Source organism: Cohnella sp. GCM10020058, from assembly GCF_042683485.1.
Taxonomy (GTDB): Bacteria; Bacillota; Bacilli; order Paenibacillales; family Paenibacillaceae; genus Cohnella.
This window is the reverse complement of the sequence record NZ_JBHUJV010000019.1, coordinates 343,284-363,068: the sequence shown is the minus strand read 5'-3', so window position 1 is coordinate 363,068 and position 19,785 is coordinate 343,284. Positions and strand designations below refer to the sequence as shown.

The following is a 19,785-nucleotide window of genomic DNA, read 5'->3' as shown; positions in this document are numbered from 1 at the left end:
GATTAGCGCTCCTCTCCCAGCTTGACGGCCTGATGGACCCGCAAGCGGCGGATATGGGTGATCAGCATCAGGACGCCGACGAGCATCATGAAGCCGACGACGATATAGAGACGATAGGTGTCGGTCTGCTCGAAAATGACGCGGAACGGAGGCACTTGGCCGGCCGTATTGTCCGTCGTCTGCAGGAACGGCAGGAACAGCAGGCTCGCGAGCTTGCCGATGCCGATGCCGAGTCCGATCGACAGTCCGGCGGTGAACACCTGCTCGAGCAGCAGCATGCCGGTCAATTGGCGCCTGGACAATCCCATCGCGCGCAGGATGCCGATCTGCACGATCCGTCCCGACAGGTTAAAGAACCAATACAGAATGTAGCCGGACAGCGTGACGATGATCGTGACCATGAATCCGAGGCTGAGGATGCCGAACACGCCGCCGCGGGCCGGATGCTTGCTCTGCGCGATCAGGTCGCTGCGGGCATCCGAGATGGACGCGATCTCCACGCCCTTCTTCTGGAGCGCAGGGATGAGCGGCGCCGTCTTGGCGTCTGGCTCCATCTTGAGCCAGACGTCGTAAGGCATGAGCGGCATATTGTCGTAAAGGTAATCCAGATTGGCAACCAGGAACGGAGATTCGTCCGGGTACTGCGCCGGCCAGTAGGGCAGCGACGCCGCGATGATGAACGGAATCTTCTGATCCTGCAGAATTGCGTCGATCTGGTCGCCCGGCTTCAAATTGTATTTTTTGGCCAGGTTGCTGGAGACGAGCGCATAGCCGGCCGATCTGCCCATAACGGCCAAGTACTTGTAGAAGCCCGCAGGATACAGGTCTTTGCGGTACCAGGCGACCCGGGCGAAATCGACGTTGTCGATGCCGACGACCGTCGCCTGGCCCGCCGTCCGGTCGGCGACCGTAAGGCTTGCCTTCGCCTGCAGCACGCGGGCTGCATGTACGACGCCGGGCAGGTGCCGGAACGTCTCGAAAGGTGGCTCATTGTAGTTGATCTTGGTTGGCACCGGGCGCGTCTGGCCCCCGCCGGAGCCCCCGCCACCCGAACCGCCGCCGCCGGAACCGCCGCCGCTTCCTCCGCCCGAACCGCCTCCCGAGCCGCCGGAGGGCTGAGACACTTCGGCATTGCCTTCCCAGGCAGCCGAGACGACGACATCCGCGCCGTGCTTATACAATATGCGCTCCTCCGAATTCAGCCCGATCGTACGGGCCGCCGACGCGTTGTAAACCCCGAGACCGAGCGTCAGAATGAGCAGGATCATCAGCGGGTAATACGACTTCGCGGAGCGCGACAGCTGCGTCAGCGTCAGGTAGAGCGACACCGGCAGGAACGAGCGGCCCAGCCAGCCGAACAGCGCCAGCAATAGCGGGAACAGCCGCAGGAAAACGAGGCCCGCCGCGAATATGCTGATCGCCGGCACGAAAAACAGAAACGGCTGCACATTCAGTTGGTCGGTCGTCATCCCCGTCTTGAACGAGATCATCTGACGTTCGTTGAACAGGTACCAGCCGTATGCGGCCACGCCCACGAGCACGACGTCGAGGAACCAGCGCTGCCAGAACGGCCTGCGGTCGCCGCGCGCCATCTTGCGCTTGTAGTCGACGATCGACGTGCGTGTGAATACGAGCGCCGGGATGACGGCCGCACCGATCGCGACGACGACGGCCGCCGCGCCTGCAAGCACGCTGTCGGTCGAGAAGCCGACAGGAATCGACTTGCGGTTGACGAATTCAAGGAAGCCGCTCGCCGAGCCGATGCTTTTCGCCATATACCAGCCGATAAAAGGCCCCGATACGAGCGCCACGATGCCCAGCAGAATGCCTTCGAGCAGGAAAAGCAGGAAGATCTGCCGCGTCCCCGCCCCCCGGCTTCGGAGCACCGCGATGTCGGAGCGCTGTTTTTCAAGCGACTGCTGCGCGTTCATCGTAATGAAGTAGAATACCATTGCGATCATGGGCGCGGCGAGCGTGAACAACATCGTCTGAAGCTGCACGCTCTGCTTGCGGAATTCGCTCAGCATGTCGGCGAAAGAGATGACCACCTGGGTATCCTTGAGCAACTGGTTGGATTCGATGTCCGCCCGAGACAGCGTATGGGCGAGCGGAGCCAATTGACTCGTCTGGATGTTCCGCAGGTCGTAGGCGGAATACCAGGCCGCGATCTGCAGCGGAATCTTCTGCTGCGCCACGAGATCCTCCAGCATGGCGGGCTCGGCGATGAACAGCGTGCCGAGCAGCGTATCGAGTCCCTGGTACCAGTACGCGGCCGAATCGGCCTTCGGCTTGAAGCTGCCGACGATCTCGACCCGCAGCATCACGTTCAGGCCGCCGTAGATCGGGTACAGAATTACGTCGCCGACATGAAGGTCTAGGCGAAGCATCGCCTCCTCCATCATGACGGCCTGGAGCGTGCCGTCCGAGCCTGCCCGGTCCGCGAACCAATTGCCGCCGGCAACCTCCACTTGATCCTTCAGGCCGCTTAAAGCCGAGATCGTCATCTTGCGCGTGCGGCTCGCGTCGACTTTGCCCGGATCTTCGGGCTGAACCTCCGCCGACCGGATCGACAGGCTCCGCTGATCGGCTTCCTTGGGGAACCCCACGCGCGAAGGCACGTCTTCATTAATATAACGGTCGACCGCGGCGAAGTTCGCCGGATCCGTCTTGCCGTCGCTCGACTGGTAGCGGAACAGCAGCGAGCCGGCGGGCAGCCCCTGGCTGTTCTCCTTCAGCGAGCTTGCGACGACGCGCTTAAGCGCGCCGTCCGCGTACATCGGGATGCTGGTCGTGAAGGCGACGGCCACGAGCAGCCCCGCGAGCGTGCTGAGCGTAAGCCAGCGGGTGTTCCACATTTTGCGAAATAAAAACCGGATGAGCGCCATAGCTTAAGAGCCTACGACTTTCTGTCCCGGCGTCAGACCTGACAGCACTTCGATATCGGTCGCCGTCTGCTGGCCGACCTCGATGTCCACCTCGCGCTTGCTGCCGTCTGCCTCGGCGACCTGGACGTACGTCCTGGCGCCGGCCGTATGCAGCGTCGAGCGCGGGATGACGACCGCATCGACCTTGCGGTCGACGACGATGGAAAAGCTGAGCGGCGTGCCGCGTCCCGCCGCCGCCGGCAACTTCGCCACCGAGATCAGCAGATAGTCGCTGAGGTTCGTGACCTTCGGCCCTTGAGCGCCGCCGCCGTTGCCGTTGTCGGCCTTCGGCACCGGCAGCGACTTAATCTTGCCCTTGACCGCGCCGGCGCTGTTGATGTCGACCGTCGCCTCCATGCCGACCGCGACCTGCTGCAGGTCGTCGGAGGACATCTCGCCCGCGACGATCAGGCTGCTCGGATCGGCGATGACGCACAGCGGATCGTATACTTTGATCGCCGCCCCCTCCTGGACGGTCACCGATACGACCGTGCCGGCGAACGGCGCCGTCAGCACGGCGCTGCCGATGTCCGTCTCCAGGTCGCTGATCTTCTGGCGCGCTTCCTCGAAAGCGATCTGCTTCTGCTCGAATTCGATCGGATCCATCTCGTCCTTGTCGCGCAGCGTCTGCTTCATTTGCAGCTCCTGTTGGCGGAACTGGAGCCGCTGGTCGCGAAGCTGCTTCTTCATGTCCTCGACGTCGAGCTCCGCGACCGTCTGTCCGGCCTTCACGACATCGCCGGGCTTTATGTACAACTTTTTAAGATGCATGCCCTCCATTGCTTTGGCGGAATAGTACAGCGTCTTTTCTTGCGTGGACAAAACCTTGCCCGTACCGGACACCGTCGTCTCGAGCGTCTTGGTCGTCACTTCGTACTCGGGCTTTTTGGAGATCTCCGGGAGCTGGATCTGCGACAGATCCTCCTCTTCCGGCTCATCGGGCAGCAGCGAGCAGCCCGCCACGGCCGTGGACAGGGCGATCGCGGCCAGGATGCCCGCCGCCCGGCGCATGCCGCTTTTCTTTTTATCCTGCGACGAAGACGCCGTCCACCATTTCATAGACATGATCTGCAACCTCCATAATCGTGGTATCGTGCGTGGTCATGCAGATCGTGACGTTCTCCGTGCGCACGATCTCCCGGAATACCGCCATGACCTGCGCCGCCATCTGCGAGTCGAGCTCTGCGGTCGGCTCGTCGGCCAGCAGCAGGCTTGGCCGATGCGCGATCGCCTTGGCGATCGCCACGCGCTGTTGTTCGCCCCCCGACATCTCGAAAGGGCGGTGATGCATCCGCTTCGCAAGTCCCACGAGCTCAAGGCAAGCGGTCACCCGGGACTTCCACTCGCTCCGCGGCTTCTTGGCCATCCGCAGGGACAGCTCGACGTTCTCGTAGGCGGATAACAAAGGCATGAGGGCGTAGGCTTGAAAAATAAAGCCGATATCCTTGCGGCGGACCTCCGTCCGCTTGTCGTCGTTCCATGCGTGAAACGGCTTGCCTTGAAAAAAGATCTCTCCCTCTGTCGGCCTGTCGAGGCCCCCCATCAAATTCATCAGCGTCGTCTTCCCGGAGCCGGATCGGCCCTTCAGCATGATCAGCCGGTTCGGCTCGAGGGTCAGATTAATGCCCTTCAGCACGCGCAGCTTCTGTCCGCCGACGTCGAAGGAGCGTTCCACGCCCTTGACGCTGAGGAGCGGCTGCTTCTCGGGAACATCCATTGCCTTTCCTCCCTCGGTCTTCCATCTTACAGTTCAACATTATAACGAGAGGTTTCGCGAAAAAGTTACGTCTTTAGATTAAATTTATGAGAAATCTGAAAAAATGCTGAAAGTTTTTTCGCCTTGGCGCTTTCGCTTGGGCCGACTTCGTTTTTTTGAGCAAAGTCTTTATAAGAAAGGGTATAATTGTGTATCATGAATAAATATCCTCGCAGCATAGAAAGGTCGGATCGCCGTGGACAAAACCTCCGAAAATAAAACTTCATCCTCCAACTTCATTAAGAACATTGTGATCGACGATCTGGCAGCGGGCCGCGTCAAGGAAATCGTCACCCGCTTCCCGCCGGAGCCGAACGGTTATCTGCATATCGGCCATGCCAAGTCGATCTGCCTGAACTTCGAGCTCGCCGACGAGTTCAAGGGCCGCACGAACCTGCGGTTCGACGACACGAACCCGGTCAAAGAAGACGTCGAATACGTCGAATCGATCAAGCAGGACGTCAAATGGCTCGGCTTCGATTGGGACGGCCTGTTCTTCGCCTCGGACTATTTCGGGGAAATGTACGAGCGCGCGCTCCTGCTCATCCGCAAGGGACTCGCCTACGTGGACGATCAGTCCGCCGACGAGATTCGCGAATCCCGCGGCACGCTGACCGAGCCGGGCAAGCCAAGCCCCTACCGCGATCGCTCTCCCGAGGACAACCTCGCGCTGTTCGGACGCATGAAAGACGGCGAGTTCGCCAACGGGGAAAAGGTGCTCCGCGCCAAGATCGACATGGCCTCGCCGAACGTCAACATGCGCGACCCGGTCATCTACCGGATCGTGCACGCGCACCATCACAACACCGGGGATGCCTGGTGCATCTACCCGATGTACGCCTTCGCGCATCCGATCGAGGATGCGATCGAGGGCGTCACCCACTCGATCTGCACGCTGGAGTTCGAGGATCAACGCCCGTTCTACGACTGGGTCGTCGCGCAATGCGAGATGCCCAGCGTGCCGCGCCAATACGAGTTCAACCGCCTGAACCTGACCAATACGGTCATGAGCAAGCGCAAGCTCAAGCAGCTCGTCGACGAGAAGGTCGTGGACGGCTGGGACGATCCGCGCATGCCGACGATCTCGGGCCTTCGCCGCAAGGGGTATACGCCAGAGGCGATCCGCGCGTTCTGCCGCGAGATCGGCGTCGCCAAGAGCTACGGCGTCGTCGACGCGCGCATGCTCGAGCACTTTATCCGCGAGGACCTCAAGCTCAAGGCGCTGCGCACGATGGCTGTCCTGCGGCCGCTCAAGGTCGTCATCACGAACTATCCGGAAGGACAGACGGAATGGCTCGACGCGGAGAACAACTCGGAGAACGAAGAGATGGGCAGCCGCAGCATTCCGTTTTCACGGGAGATTTATATCGAGCAGGACGATTTCATGGAGATACCGCCGGCCAAGTACTTCCGCTTGTTCCCGGGCAACGAGGTGCGCCTCAAGCACGCTTACTTCATTAAGTGCGAGGAAGTCGTGAAAAACGAAGCGGGCGACGTCGTCGAGCTCCGCTGCACGTACGACCCGGAGACGAAGAGCGGCAGCGGCTTCACCGGCCGCAAGGTCAAGGGCACGATTCACTGGATCGAAGCCTCGCAGGCGGTGCCGGCCGATTTTCGTCTTTACGAGCCGCTCATCTTGGACGAGTCGAACGAGGACGACGCCGAGGACAAGACTTTCCTCGAGCGCATCAATCCGCAATCGCTCGAGACGCTGTCCGGGTTCGTCGAGCCCGGCATGAAGGAAGCGGCCGCGCAGGAGAAATTCCAGTTTTTCCGTCATGGCTACTTCAACGTCGATCCCAAGGACAGCGCGCCGGAACGGCCGGCGTTTAACCGGATCGTGTCGCTTAAGAGCTCTTTCGACGCTTCCAAAGCCTGATCCGGCGGCCAGCCGCCCCGGGCGATCCAATATCCCGATCCAGCCCCTTCGCCGCCTTAAGCGGCGGGGGCTTTTTCACTCCGCCAGAACGATATCAAAAGGAGGCTCATTATGTCCCGCAACAAAGTCGTCCGCAAGCCGCTCTATCTCCCCCGCTTGTCGCTGCGCGCCGCCGCGTTATCCGCAGCCGTCGCGCTCCTGGCCGGCTGCGGCGGCCCTTCGGGCTCCGCCGCAGGGACCGCCCCGGCAAGCCCGACGGTCTCGGCACCAACGGCGACGCCCGGCGCTTCTCCCTCCGCCGCCCCGTCGACCGGGGCTTCGCCGAGCGCGTCCGCTTCCGCCTCTCCGACATCATCCGCATCGCCCGCTCCCACGCCGACGGAGGGCGCCTCTTCTTCCGATTCGATCAAGTACCGCATCGCAAAGATGAGCCTTGAGGAAAAAATCGGGCAAATGATTTTGGCAGGCTTCGTTGGCGACGCGGCGCCGGATGCGGCTACGCTTCGGATGATCCGGGAAGACCGCATCGGCGGCGTCATCCTGTACAAGGACAACATCGCGAGCGTGTCGAAGACGGTCAAGCTTATCAACGCGATCAAAGCCGCGAACGCCAAAGCCGGCAACGCGCCCATTTTCGTCAGCGTAGACCAGGAGGGCGGCAAGGTCAGCCGGCTGCCGTCCAGCTACAAAAAAATACCGGAGGCGGCCGATGTCGGACGCACGGGCGACGAAAACCTGGCCATGCGCATGGGCGAGCTGCTGGCGCGGGAAGTCCGGTCGGCCGGCTTCAACGTCGACTTCGCGCCGGTGCTCGACATCAACAGCAACCCGGACAACCCGGTGATCGGTACCCGCTCGTTCGGCGCCACTGCCGATCTGGCGACGCGCATGGGGCTGTCCGCCATGCGCGGCCTGCGCGAGGAAGGCGTCGTCTCCGTCGTCAAGCATTTTCCCGGCCACGGCGACACGGCGGTCGACTCGCATCTCGACCTGCCTGTGCTGAACAAGACGGCCGAGCAGCTGGCGAAGCTGGAGTGGGTGCCGTTCAAGGCGGCAATCGGAGAGCAGGCGGACGCCGTGATGGTCGCGCATATTTTGTTCCCGAAGATCGATCCCGACGCGCCCGCTTCGTTTTCGAAGGTGATCATCGGCGACCAGCTGCGCGGCAAGCTCGGCTTCAAGGGCGTCGTCATCACCGACGATATGACGATGGGTGCGATCGCAAAGCACTACGATCTGGCGGATGCCGCCGTCAAAAGCGTGTCGGCCGGCAGCGACATTCTGCTCGTCGCGCACGGTTATGACGTCGAACGCAAAGTTTACAAGGCGCTGCTTGACGCGGTACGTGACGGCAAGTTGACGGAAGCGCGGATTGACGAGAGCGTGACGCGCATTTTGACGCTGAAAGCGCACTACAAGCTTAGCGATGCGGCAGCGGCCGTGCCGAATCTGCAAGCGCTGAATGCGGATATCGGGTCCTGGCTGGACGACGTGGCCGGCGCGAACCGCTAGCAGTCCCCCCAAGATTAGCGCCGGAGACAGCGCCAAGCGAAGCCAACAGCAATCGATCCGACAAAGGAGGTGCCGGCCGCATGTACCGGATTATGATCGTCGAGGACGACGAAAAGATCGGCGCACTGCTGCAGGATTACATCGGCAGGTACGGCTTTGCGACACATGTCGCCAGCCGGTTCCGCGATCTCGCCGCCGAATTCGAAGACGTGCAGCCCCACCTGCTGCTCCTCGACATTAACCTGCCGTACTTCGACGGCTACTACTGGTGCAGGCAGATCCGCCTGCGCTCGAATGTGCCGATTATTTTCCTGTCCGCGCGGTCTGGCGAGATGGACCAGGTCATGGCGATCGAAAACGGCGGCGACGACTATGTCGCGAAGCCGATCCCGCTCGACCTGCTCATGGCCAAGATCAAAAGCGCGCTTCGGCGCGCCTATGGCGAATACGCCGGCGGGCAGGCGCAGCCGAGCGCCGACACGGTCGCGGCCGGCAGCCTCGCGCTCGACATCGGCCGCAGCGAGCTGTCTTGGCGGGGCGCGCGCGTGCCGCTGTCCAAAAACGAGCGCCAGCTTGCGTACGCACTGCTCCGCCAGGCCGGACGCATCGTCTCGCGCGAAGAGCTGCTCGAGGCGCTGTGGGACGACGTCCAGTTCGTGGACGACAACACGTTGACGGTCAACGTCACCAGGCTTCGCAGGAAGCTCGAGGAGCTGGGGCTAAAAGAGGCGATCGACACCGTTCGCGGCCAAGGCTATCGTCTGCAGGCGGACCCGGACGAAGACGGCGGAGCGGCGGCCGCCCATGACTGAGCGCGGCGCGGACGGCAAGGACGGCAAGGCGCCTTATGCGTTCAGGGATTATCTGGCCGACCGGATCCCCCATGTAGCCGTTCTCGTCGTCGCGGTGCTGCTCGCGCTGTCCTTTGTCCAACTGCTGCTGTGGAATGTCGGTCTGCCGCTCTCTTGGGCCGACGACGCCTATATCGCGCTGCTCGTAGCGCTTGTGGTGGCCGCATGGCTGACCGTCGGCTGGCTTAGGCGCAAGGCGTTCGCGCGCGAGCTCGACGAAGCCTGGCGACAGGCGGCGGCAGGCGATGCTGCCGCCTCGCTCGCACTCGCCTCGCCCGTTACGCGCGAGCAGCGGGCGCTGGTTGCGCTGGTGGAACGGCTGTATGCGGCTCATGCAAACGAGCTGAGCGAGCTGCGCCGGCAGCAGGAGTTCCACCGCCATTTTACGGCGCGCTGGGTCCATCAGATGAAGACGCCGCTGTCTGTCATCGAGCTGCTCATGCAGCGGCATCCCGATCAAGGCGCAGACGCGGGACCGCGCGATACCGAGCGCAGCGTCATGGAGGAGACCGACCGCTTGCGGCACGGTCTGGATATGATGCTCCATACGTCTAGGCTGGACAAGTTCGAGCTGGATGCTTCGTTTCGCGCCGTGTCCCTGTCCGAGATCGCGCGCGCGGTACTGAGCGAACACAAGCGGCCTTTTATCCGGCGCTCGATCTTCCCCTCGCTCGAAGGCGAGGCCGTTGTGGAGACCGATGCCAAGTGGCTCTCCTTTATCCTCGGTCAGCTCGTGTCCAACGCGATCAAATACGCCAAAAAGGGCGAAAGTCCGCAGCGTCTCCTGATCCGGATCGAAGGGAAGCCGGACGGAGCGGCGCTGCTTCGCATGACCGACGAGGGGATCGGCATCGCGGCCGAGGACCTGCCCCGGCTGTTCGATCCGTTTTTCACCGGCAGCAACGGCAGGCTAACCGGAGAATCGACTGGCATGGGACTCTATCTTGCCAGGCAGGCCTGCACGCGGCTTGGCATCGGTCTTCGCATCGACTCCAAGCAGGGCGTCGGCACGACGGTTACGCTTGAATTTCGACCGTCGGGCATCCACCGCCTGTCCGGCGATACCGGCCAAACGTGACAACTTTGTAAGGTAATCGCGCCGCAAATGCAAGCAAAATCGATGGGCCGGCCCTCCCGACGCCGCTATACTTGAGGCATAAAGATAACAGGCAGGAGGGTTCACCCACATGCAAGTGCTTAGAACGCAAGGCTTATCCAAGGTGTACGGCGCCAAAGGCGGCGTCGCCTACCATGCGCTCGACCAGATCGATCTTTGCGTCGAAAAAGGGGAATTCGTCGGCATCATGGGTCCGTCGGGCAGCGGCAAAACGACGCTGCTCAATCTGCTCGCCACGATCGACAAGCCGACGTCCGGAACGCTCGAGATTGGCGGGACGAATCCCGTAAGTTTAAGTCAGCGGGATATCGCCTTGTTCCGCCGGCGCGAGCTCGGCTTCGTCTTCCAGGATTTTAATCTGCTCGATACGCTGCCGATCAAGGAAAACATCATTCTCCCGCTCGTGCTTGAAGGCGCGAAGCCGGCGGTCATCGAGCAGAAGCTGCGCCCGATCGCCGAGCTGCTCGGCATCCAGGACATCCTGAACAAGCGCACCTACGAAGTATCGGGCGGCCAAAAGCAGCGCGCGGCGATTGCGCGGGCGATCGTTCACGAGCCGTCGCTGCTGCTCGCAGACGAGCTGACGGGCAATCTCGATTCCAAGTCCGCCAAGGACGTCATGAACGCGCTGCAGGATCTGAACGAGCGTCTGGCCGCGACCGTGCTGCTTGTCACGCACGATCCGTTTTCTGCGAGCTACTGCAAGCGCGTCCTGTTCATCAAGGACGGCAAGCTGTTTTCGGAGATTCGCCGGGGCGTGAACCGGCAGGCGTTTTTCCAGCAAATTCTGGATGCCTTGAGCGTGCTGGGAGGGAATTTCGATGACGTTCCGTTCGCTCGCGCTTAGCAACGTCCGCGGCAATTGGCGCGCTTACAGCGCTTTTATTTTGAGCAGCGTGTTCTCCGTCCTTATTTTCTACCTCTATGCCGCTTTTCTGCTTCATCCCGACGTCCAGAGCGGGGAGATCAAAGGCGCGCTTCAAGTGAAGCAAGGCATGCTCGCCTGCGAATTTCTGATCATCGTCTTCTCGTTTTTCTTTGTCCTCTACTCGAACTCGGCGTTCATGAAGACGCGCAAAAAGGAATTCGGACTATTCACGCTGTTCGGCATGACGCGCGGCCAAATCCGTAAAATGGTGCTGTACGAGAGCGCGTTCATCGCCGCGGTGTCCATCGTGGCCGGCATCGGCCTTGGCATGCTGTTCAGCAAGCTGTTTTTCCTGGCCCTCGGCGCACTGCTTAATTCCGGCCAGACGATCCGTTTTGCGGTGCCTCCCGCGGCTTTATGGATGACGGCGGTCGGCTTCTTCGCCTTATTCATGATCATCACCCTGCTTACGCTGTTTCGGGTCGGCCGCTCCGAGATCGTGGAGCTGCTGTGCGAAGCCCGCAAGCCGAAGCCGGAGCCGCGCCTGTCCGTTTGGGCCGCGGTCGCGGGCTTCGTGACGCTGGGAGGCGGCTACGCGCTCGCTTTGTCGATGAACGCACGCACCTTCCTCTTCCTTTCGCTTCCGGTTGTCGGCCTTACGGTCATCGGCACTTATTTTTTATACGCCCAGGGCAGCGTCGCAATTTTGCGTCTGCTGATGCGCCGCAAGCGGTTTTACTATGATCGAACGAATATGCTTAGCGTCTCGCAGCTCGTCTACAAAATGAAAGACAACGCGCGTCTTCTGTTCGTGATCACGGTCATGAGCGCCGTCGTCCTATCCGCCTCGGGCACCGTCTACGTGCTGCAGCAGCTGCAAAAATCGCAAATCCTCGAACACGCGCCTTTTGCGATCGGCTTCGTCGAACGAGGCGCTGACGCCCATCAGGTTATCGCCCCCGGCGAGGTGGAGCGAATGGCCCGCGAAGACGGGCTCCATGTCACCCGGCAGCAAAAGCTGTCCGGGTTGCTCGGGGAAGGGCTCGCGAAGGATGATTCCTCGGCTGGAGCCGCGGCCAAAAACAAAGGTTTCGAAGTAATGATCGTCTCCGAGAGCGACTATAACCGCGAGGCCAAACTTCTCGGCCGCAAGCCGGCAGCCCCTGCCGGCGACAATGCCGTGCTGATCCTGCCATATCAAGAGATGGAAAGCTATCGTCCCATCCAGAATGGCGCGATCCGCCTAGCCCTGGGCAATGAGACAGTCAAGCTGCAATTGGCCGACCAATTCGCGGGCGCCGTCGCAAGCCCTGTCTCTTTTGCGACCTATCTGCTTGTCATAGACGATGCCCGCTTCGCTCGGTTAAGCGCATCGGCGCCGGCCGACAGCCGGCTCGTCAGCTACGGCTACGACTGGTCGAATTGGGAGCATAGCGAAGACACGGTACAAAAAATCGTAAAAAAGATTGATCCGGCCTTCGAATCCCAAGCGCAGACGTATCGCGTGCCGAGCTACGTTTCCACCAATCAATCGATCTCGCTGACGCTGTTCATCGGTCTGTTTATCTCCCTGCTCTTTTTTATTGCGATGGGCAGCCTCATCTACTTCAAGCTGTTTACGGAGCTGCAGGAAGATCAGGCGCAGTTCAAGGCGCTGTCCCGCATCGGCATGACCGCCGCCGAGATCCGGCGGATCGTCGTCACCCAGGTCGGACTCGTCTTCCTCATCCCCTGCATCGCCGGCAGCGTCCATGCCTTGTTCGCGATTCAGGCGCTGGGCAACCTGCTCGGCAGTCCGATCCTCAAGTACGCAGCCGTCGTGTTTGCCATCTATCTGGTTATGCAGGCCGCCTACTTCGCCGTAACTTGCACCACTTATTTGCGGAGCATCCGCAGCGGCGGCCGCACGGCGACGGAATAGACGTCAAGCGGATTCGGGATAACGGTACAACATTTTGTTAAAAAGACCTCCTGTCCTTTGCCTTCCTGCGAGGGATGTCGGAGGTCTCTTTCATTTAGTTGAAAGTGCAAGGATCGAAACGATACACGAAATTCGGCTGTTTTTGCCATTCGGGTCTAAAAGACATAAAGATGATTTAAAGTCGTGGACCGAAAAACGCGAATGGCTTTATGCTGGACCGCCAGAAAAGCCAACGTCTGGAGCATCTGGACGGACGCCTCCCTCACGCCCGTCGCGCCTGCGGTCACTGTAGAGCTGTATCATGCCGCGCCCGGCGCGGACAGCCGATCGCTGAAGATGCCGGCGCACGGGACCGCCACCATTCAACAGGACGGCTACTGGATTTACTGCCCGGATGCCGACTATAACGGCAAAGACGCCTTCACGCTGCTTATTACGGACGGCCATGACCATTACGGCTTCTCGGCTGCCGATCTCGTCGTGCTCCACGTCGAGGACGTGCCGGTCATGGCCAAAAATCAAATCAACGCAGGCACGACGCGTGACGTCGTTCTATCGAACGACTATACGATCGTGTCGGCGACCGATGCGGACGGCGAGGCGCTGACGTTCGGCCTGGCGCCAGACAGCGCATCCGGGCCCGCGTACGGGACGGCGACCGTGCAGCCGGGCGGCCGCTGGTCCTATGCGCCAGATGCCGGATATACGGGCTACAACAGCTTCATGATCGAGGTTAGTGACGGCCACGGCGGCACGGACCGAACCAGCGTCGTCGTCTACGTCGGTCCGCCCGGCTCGGAACTGATTGCAGCGCTCGCATCTCGGCATGACTACTACCGAAAACGGGCGGAAGGCTCGAATACGCTCGTCATCAATCCAGGAGACGGACCGGACCAGGGAGATCGACGCCATAGCGCCGATCATCGCCTACGATTCGAAGCCCGAGGGCGGTTAATCGATCGTCGATATGACGTCCGCCTACTCGCAGGATGCCGTTTTGACGAGGCGCGGGCTGCAATTCGGCGAGCATCGCGCAGCTATCTGCTGCAGGACGAATTGCAGCTGAAAAAGCAGTCCGATCTGTACTGGTTCATGCATACCGAAGCTTCGATCACGCTATCGGCGGACCGGAGAAGCGCCGTGCTCGAGCAGGACGGCAAGCGGCTCTATGCACAGTTGCTCACGCCTGACGGGCAATTCGGGGATCGGCGAGCCGAGCCGCTGCCTTCTTCGCCTTATCCCGCCGTCCAGGCGCAAAATACGAAGCAGCGTAAGCTCGCGATTCATCTGCCGGAAGCGCGCGGACTCGTCACGATCGCCGTCCGTTTCACGCCGCTGTCTGCCGCCGAGGCGATTCCAACCGCAGCGCCCGCGGTCATTCCGCTCTCGGACTGGTCCGTCGATACGTCGCCGGTCGCGACGCTGTCGTCGATCACGCTCGGAGGCGTCCCGCTGCAAGGCTTCGCTGCGTACAAAACCAAATATGCAAGCGAACTGCCGTTAGCCGTCCGATCGGTGCCGATCGTTGCGGCGACGGCCGCCGACCCCAACGATACCGTGACCGTCACGCAGGCGTCCGGAATTCCCGGAACGGCCATTGTCGAAGTGACGGACGGTCGGGGCATCGCCGCCCCCAGCATCTACTACGTCGATCTCGTCCGCGGCGTCACGTCCGGCATTCTGCCCGGCGTGCCCGTCTTGCCCCTCGCCTGTTGGCGGAACAGCGCTCCGGCCGGACATCTCCAGACGCCTGCTGCCCGTGGGGAGATTTTTTCGTATGCCCAAACGTCCCGCTTAGTTGCGCATCGCCATCGCATTGCCGGAAGCGTACCGGGCGAGACCCGCGCGGAACAGAAAGGCGCCAAAAGCGAAGAAAATGGCGGCCGCGCCAAAAGCAGCCGCGGCAAACGCCGGATTAAAATCCCGCATGAGGCCGATCGGCATATAACCGATGAAGCCGGCGGGAACGACCGTGAACAAAATGATCTTGGCGGCGCCGCGGAAGATGCCGGTCGGATAGACGGTCAATGAAACGAAGCTGCCGAATACCTGGCTCGCGATGCCTTCCGCATTGCCGATCCAAAAAGCCAGCGAACCCGCGATCACCATGACTCCGATAAACAACACCCCCGAGACGAGCAGCGCGCAGGCGAACAGCAGACAGCCCTTAGGCGTAAGATCGCCCGCCCACAAAAAGACGATCAGGCCGAAAACGAAATCGCCTGCGCCCGTAACGGACATCCGGCTCGTCAGTACGTTCAGCAGAACCGGCTTCGGCTGGGACAGATACACGTCCAGTTGACCCGAGGATACGATGGTCGCGACGCGCGGAAAGTTGCCGAACAGCACGCTCGCCCATCCGAAGCCGCCTGCGGAGACTGCCCACAGGAGCATGACGTCCCCGATCTCCCATCCGCTGACGACTGGGAATCTGCCGAAAAACAAATACCAGAAAAACAGCCAAATCGCATTGTTGACGAACATCATGCCCGCCAGCAAAAAGAAGCTGAGCCGGTATTCCAATGCCGATGCGAGATTGACCTTCCAACTCGCCAGCAGGAAACGGACGGTACCCGCCATTCGCTTATCCTCCGTTGACATGGAGCTTTCCCGTTCCTCTCCTGAAAATAAAAGCGACGAGCAGGGCCAGCGCGACGATCCATCCTAGCTGAAGCAAGCATGCCCGCAGCAGCTCGTGGAAGTCGAACCGGACGCCAAGACGGGCGGGCAAATACAGCGCCGCTTGAAACGGCAGCCATGCGCATATCCGCTGCAGCCATTCGGGCATGAGATCGATCGGGATCAGCATTCCGCCTGCCGTAAACGTCAGCTTTTGCAGCACGAACTCCAGCCCGCGCGTCTCCTCAACCCAAAATGCGCACAATCCGACGGCCGCCGTCATTAAAAACGATAGTGTCAGACCAAGCATCGCGAGCGGAAAATAGGCTAACAGCCCGTAACCTAGCACAGGCGGTCCGACCGACAGCCAGGCGACCAGCCCGCCCGCCGCCAGCAGAACGAAAAACCGCAAAGCGCCTTCTCCCAGGTAGGAGCCATAATGATAGCCGACATAGGAAAGCGGCCTCGTCAGACGGACGGCGATGTCCCCGCTTTTGACTTCCTCCTCGATTCTTGCGCCGACAGGCAGTCCGGCCAGCGTAATCGCCTCCGTGAATACGAGGTACCAGACGATCTGCCGGAGCGTGAAGCCGCCGATCGCCCGGTCGTATTCCCCCTCGTACGCCGCGCCGTAAAGCTGCCCGAGCACATACAGGATCAGCAGCAGAAAACTGGCTCGGAGCAGAAAGTCCGCCTTGTAGGCCCATTGCTGGCGAAGGGCAATCCGTACGACCGCGAGCTGCTTGCGGCCGGTGCCTAGCAGGATGCGAGCGGCTTGTATCAAGTCGAAACGCCTCCCTTCGTCCTCTCCATGCCGTAAATGTGCTTGATGGTATCCTCGAGCGTCGGATCCTCGACGGTCAGATCCGCGATGCGCGCCGCTTGCGTCAACGAGGCCAGCAGCTGATTCATGTCCGTATGCGCCAGGTCGACGGTCAGACGGATGCGCCTCCCGTCGATCGCAGCCAGCTCGGTGCCTTCGGGCAGCGGCGCCCACGCCCGTCGGCCGAACCATTCGGCAATCGGAGCCGGCTCCTCGGTATCCGCAAGCGTGACCGTAACCGTCTTGCTGCGAAGCAGCTCCCGCCGCAGCAGCGCGACCGGCCGGTCGACCAGCACGCCGCCGTGGTGGATGACGATCGCCCGCGAGCAAAGCTCTTCGACGTCTCCGGCATCGTGAGAGGTAAGGAAGACCGTCGTCTCCTCCTCGCGGTTGCGCTCGCGTATGATCTCGCGAATGCGATCTTTGACCACGACGTCGAGTCCGATCGTCGGTTCGTCGAGAAATAATATTTGCGGACGGTGGAGAAAGGAAGCTGCGATCTCGCAGCGCATGCGCTCTCCAAGCGACAGCTTGCGCACGGGCGTATGCAAATAGGGCCCGAGCTCGAACCGTTCGACCAGACGGTCCCGGCGCTTCGCATAATCGCCCCGGTCCAGCTCGTAAATCCGGCTGATCAGCTCGAACGTATCGATCGGCGGCAGATGGTACCATAGCTGCGACTTTTGCCCGAATACGGTACCGATCCGGTAGGCCAGCTTCGTCCGCTCCCGCCATGGCACAAGTCCCGCTACGTTCGCTTCTCCGGCGGTCGGATGCAAAATGCCGGTCAGCATCTTAATCGTCGTCGATTTGCCGGCGCCGTTCGGGCCGAGCAGCGCCACCGTCTCCCCGGCCTCGACCGACAGATCGATGCGGTCGACCGCAATTTTTTCTTTCCATTCCGGCGCAACGAGCGACCGCAGGCTGCCCCGCAGTCCCGCCCGCTTCTCCTTCACTCTGAATGTCTTGCCGAGCGCCCTCGCCTCGAGTGCCAGTTTCATCCCCGATCCCCCCTTATCCGAATCGCAACGGCGGTCAAGCCAAAAAAGACCCGCAGCAAACCCGCCTCATGGCGGAACTTGCCGAAGGTCTTTTATCCCTACGGTGTAAAGAGGCTATCGCCTCATCGGTCTCGCTCGGTTCGACCGCCCGGCTGGCTGAATGGCGTCGGCTCCCTAGAAACCCTTCCGTTTGATGATAGATATTACCAGCCTTCCGGCTTATGAACAACCGGTTTCGTCGTTTTCTCGGATGAACGAAATCGATAACGGGCATCGAATCATTTCATCGAGGCGATTGAAGCGATTAAAGCGACAGAAGCGGTCGATAAGAAGATATGTAGCTTAAAACCCGCATAAAAAACCTTCGGACATGATCCGCTGCCGCAGCGGAATGCCGAAGGTCATATTTTAAGCGGTGAACAGCAGATCTTCCATCATCGTCAGCAGACGGTGGCGCATCCGGATAAGCTTCTCGATCGCCTTGGTGCGGAACATCTCGCTCTCGCCCATCCAACGCAGGCTGCCGATCATTTCGTGCGTCCGATCCATCTCGATAATCTCATCGGTATGAACCATGTCGCGGTCGTAAATGCGCACCCGGTAGAGCAGATCCTCGGTCTCGGTCAACAGTTGTTGGTAGATGTCGGTGTTCATGGTCATAATCAGCCTCTCTTTGTCGTTGTTATCTATTTCGTTCCAGCTTCTCGTTTGCACCGTATTGATCTTCATTAACCCGGTGAGAGCGGATTGAATCAACAACTGAAGCGGCCGGGCATTAAAAGTTGATCATCAAACGGAAATTCTCGGTCAGCAGCTCGCCTTCAAATTCGAATGATCCGACGGACGCAGGCTTCGGCAGCAGGCGGTCGGCCGTTCAGCCGTCCCCGCTGATCCTTCGCCACCGGATTGACGCGGAAAAAGCTGCTGCACGGAATCTGCAGGGAACCGGCTTTCTTCCGGATGGCGGTTATAAAAAAAGGATGAAGCGGCGCACGGCTGCTTCATCCTTTTTGCAATTGCGAGTACGGGCCGGATGCCAGCGACTCGACGACTAAGCCCAGACAAAAGCCTTCGGATCCTGTCGCCATTCCTGCAGCAGCGCAACGTCCTGCTCGCGGACGGCGCCGCGCACAAGCGCCACGTCGATCAGCGCACTGTAGCTCGACAGCGTGTCGAGCGGCACGGACTCGGCGGCGAATGCGTCCAGCGCGTTCTGGAATTGATATGTGAAGATCGCGATGACGCCCTGTACTTCGCAGCCGGCGTCGCGTACGGCGACGGCTGCCTTAAGCGAGCTGCCGCCGGTCGAGATCAGGTCCTCGATCAGAACGACCTTTTGCCCAGGCTTGAAGTGGCCTTCGATCTGGTTCGTCTTGCCGTGCCCCTTGGCTTTGTCGCGTACGTACAGCATCGGCAGACCGAGAATGTCGGCAATCCATGCCGCATGCGGAATGCCGCCGGTCGCGATGCCGGCGACGGCCTCGCAGTCCGGGTATTTGTCGCGGATGATCGCCGCGAAGCCTTCCGCGATCGTGCGACGGATCGCCGGGTAGGACATCGTCAGCCGGTTGTCGCAGTAGATCGGCGACTTGATGCCGCTCGTCCAGGTGAACGGGTCCTGCGGGCGCAGCGATACGGCGCCGATGTCGAGCAGCGCACCGGCGATAACGGCCGGCAGCTGCGCAAGGTCAACAGATTCGCTCATGCTTCGGTCAGCTCCTTCAAAATGGATTCGAATGCGTGCGCCGGATCCGGCGCAGCGACGATGGGACGGCCGATGACGAGATAGTCCGTGCCGCCGTCCACCGCTTCGCGGGGCGTCGTCACGCGCTGCTGATCGCCGAGCGCGGCGCCGGCCGGGCGAATGCCAGGCGTCACCGTGAGGAAGCCCTCGCCGCAGGCGGCCTTGATCGCTTCGACCTCGAGCGGCGAGGCGACGACACCCTGCAGCCCTGCGTGCTTGGCCAGCACGGCATAGCGCACGACCGCTTCCTCTACGCTGCCCGCAATGCCGATCTCGCCGTTCAGCGTCTCCCGGCTCGTGCTCGTCAGCTGCGTGACGGCGATGACGAGCGGCGCCGCCTGCGCTTCGCCAGCCTCGACGGCGTCTCGCACGCCCTGCATCGCCGCCTGCATCATGGCACTGCCGCCGGCCGCGTGGACGTTAAACATATCAACGCCCATGCGCGCGATGCTGCGCGCGCCGCCGCGCACCGTATTCGGAATGTCGTGCATTTTCAGGTCGAGGAAGATCTTGAAGCCGCGCTTTTTCAGCTCCCGCACGATCTCGTGTCCGGCCGCATAGAACAGCTCCATGCCGACCTTGACCCAGCAGCCCGTGCCTTCTAACCGGCTTGCGACCTGCAGCGCAGCCTCGGCGTCGGGCTTGTCCAGCCCGACCATGATCTTGGCCGCAGCTTCCTTGCGCGTCAGCGTTAAAGTCATCGTCTTCTTCCGCCTTTCCATCTCGGTTTTGAACTCGTTTTTACGGCTTTTTCCCGTCTTTCGCCCATA

15 protein-coding genes and 1 pseudogene are annotated in these 19,785 nt (G+C 61.1%); 7 read left to right on the top strand and 9 right to left on the bottom strand.

All coding sequences use genetic code 11. The features are described 5' to 3' along the window. Nucleotides 1-2: 2 nt before the first annotated feature. From ACFSR7_RS32270 to ACFSR7_RS32260, 3 genes are read right to left on the bottom strand one after another with little or no spacing between them, the layout of a single operon-like run. Nucleotides 3-2,885 carry an ABC transporter permease gene (locus tag ACFSR7_RS32270; protein ID WP_378168742.1) on the bottom strand — a complete coding sequence of 961 codons (2,883 nt, stop codon included), beginning with the start codon at nucleotides 2,883-2,885 and terminating at the stop codon, nucleotides 3-5. A 3-nt stretch (nucleotides 2,886-2,888) separates the two neighbouring features. Next, on the bottom strand, nucleotides 2,889-3,989 hold the full coding sequence (locus ACFSR7_RS32265; RefSeq protein ID WP_378168740.1) for an efflux RND transporter periplasmic adaptor subunit: 1,101 nt from the start codon (nucleotides 3,987-3,989) through the stop codon (nucleotides 2,889-2,891). Further along, complete coding sequence (locus tag ACFSR7_RS32260) at nucleotides 3,949-4,641, bottom strand: ABC transporter ATP-binding protein (RefSeq protein WP_378168738.1); 693 nt, start codon at nucleotides 4,639-4,641, stop codon at nucleotides 3,949-3,951. The genes ACFSR7_RS32265 and ACFSR7_RS32260 overlap by 41 nt, the downstream gene beginning before the upstream one ends. Before the next feature lie 235 nt (nucleotides 4,642-4,876). On the opposite strand from ACFSR7_RS32260, the gene ACFSR7_RS32255 reads away from it, so the two are divergent. The 7 genes and pseudogenes from ACFSR7_RS32255 to ACFSR7_RS32225 form a co-directional block, all read left to right on the top strand. After that, nucleotides 4,877-6,559, top strand: a complete 1,683-nt coding sequence (locus tag ACFSR7_RS32255; protein WP_378168737.1) for a glutamine--tRNA ligase/YqeY domain fusion protein — start codon at nucleotides 4,877-4,879, stop codon at nucleotides 6,557-6,559. A 111-nt stretch (nucleotides 6,560-6,670) separates the two neighbouring features. Beyond that, nucleotides 6,671-8,071, top strand: a complete 1,401-nt coding sequence (gene nagZ / locus ACFSR7_RS32250; RefSeq protein ID WP_378168735.1) for a beta-N-acetylhexosaminidase — start codon at nucleotides 6,671-6,673, stop codon at nucleotides 8,069-8,071. Nucleotides 8,072-8,151: 80 nt separating this feature from the next. Beyond that, a complete protein-coding gene (locus ACFSR7_RS32245) occupies nucleotides 8,152-8,883 on the top strand; it encodes a winged helix-turn-helix domain-containing protein (protein ID WP_378168733.1) in 732 nt (243 codons plus the stop codon). Continuing rightward, nucleotides 8,876-10,000 carry a sensor histidine kinase gene (locus ACFSR7_RS32240; RefSeq protein ID WP_378168731.1) on the top strand — a complete coding sequence of 375 codons (1,125 nt, stop codon included), beginning with the start codon at nucleotides 8,876-8,878 and terminating at the stop codon, nucleotides 9,998-10,000. The genes ACFSR7_RS32245 and ACFSR7_RS32240 overlap by 8 nt, the downstream gene beginning before the upstream one ends. A 109-nt stretch (nucleotides 10,001-10,109) precedes the next feature. Beyond that, entirely contained in the window at nucleotides 10,110-10,886 is a 777-nt protein-coding gene (locus tag ACFSR7_RS32235) for an ABC transporter ATP-binding protein (protein ID WP_378168730.1), read from the top strand. Next, nucleotides 10,861-12,828 carry an ABC transporter permease gene (locus ACFSR7_RS32230; protein WP_378168728.1) on the top strand — a complete coding sequence of 656 codons (1,968 nt, stop codon included), beginning with the start codon at nucleotides 10,861-10,863 and terminating at the stop codon, nucleotides 12,826-12,828. The genes ACFSR7_RS32235 and ACFSR7_RS32230 overlap by 26 nt, the downstream gene beginning before the upstream one ends. A gap of 201 nt (nucleotides 12,829-13,029) precedes the next feature. Beyond that, nucleotides 13,030-13,593 (top strand): annotated as a pseudogene (locus tag ACFSR7_RS32225) (Ig-like domain-containing protein); the annotation flags it as partial. Between the two features lie 1,029 nt (nucleotides 13,594-14,622). Here the strand turns inward: ACFSR7_RS32225 and ACFSR7_RS32220 are convergent. The 6 genes from ACFSR7_RS32220 to pyrF all read right to left on the bottom strand — a co-directional run bounded on the left by ACFSR7_RS32220 (nucleotide 14,623) and on the right by pyrF (nucleotide 19,716). After that, on the bottom strand, nucleotides 14,623-15,408 hold the full coding sequence (locus tag ACFSR7_RS32220) for an ABC transporter permease (protein WP_378168726.1): 786 nt from the start codon (nucleotides 15,406-15,408) through the stop codon (nucleotides 14,623-14,625). Between the two features lie 4 nt (nucleotides 15,409-15,412). After that, nucleotides 15,413-16,231 carry an ABC transporter permease gene (locus tag ACFSR7_RS32215; protein WP_378168724.1) on the bottom strand — a complete coding sequence of 273 codons (819 nt, stop codon included), beginning with the start codon at nucleotides 16,229-16,231 and terminating at the stop codon, nucleotides 15,413-15,415. Further along, a complete protein-coding gene (locus ACFSR7_RS32210; RefSeq protein WP_378168722.1) occupies nucleotides 16,228-17,271 on the bottom strand; it encodes an ABC transporter ATP-binding protein in 1,044 nt (347 codons plus the stop codon). The genes ACFSR7_RS32215 and ACFSR7_RS32210 overlap by 4 nt, the downstream gene beginning before the upstream one ends. A 408-nt stretch (nucleotides 17,272-17,679) precedes the next feature. Continuing rightward, the gene (locus tag ACFSR7_RS32205) at nucleotides 17,680-17,931 is read right to left on the bottom strand and encodes a hypothetical protein (RefSeq protein ID WP_378168720.1); all 252 of its coding nucleotides are present in this window, start codon (nucleotides 17,929-17,931) and stop codon (nucleotides 17,680-17,682) included. 391 nt (nucleotides 17,932-18,322) lie between these two features. Next, the gene (gene pyrE / locus ACFSR7_RS32200) at nucleotides 18,323-18,976 is read right to left on the bottom strand and encodes an orotate phosphoribosyltransferase (protein WP_378168719.1); all 654 of its coding nucleotides are present in this window, start codon (nucleotides 18,974-18,976) and stop codon (nucleotides 18,323-18,325) included. After that, nucleotides 18,973-19,716 carry an orotidine-5'-phosphate decarboxylase gene (gene pyrF, locus ACFSR7_RS32195; RefSeq protein ID WP_378168717.1) on the bottom strand — a complete coding sequence of 248 codons (744 nt, stop codon included), beginning with the start codon at nucleotides 19,714-19,716 and terminating at the stop codon, nucleotides 18,973-18,975. The genes pyrE and pyrF overlap by 4 nt, the downstream gene beginning before the upstream one ends. Nucleotides 19,717-19,785 lie beyond the last annotated feature (69 nt).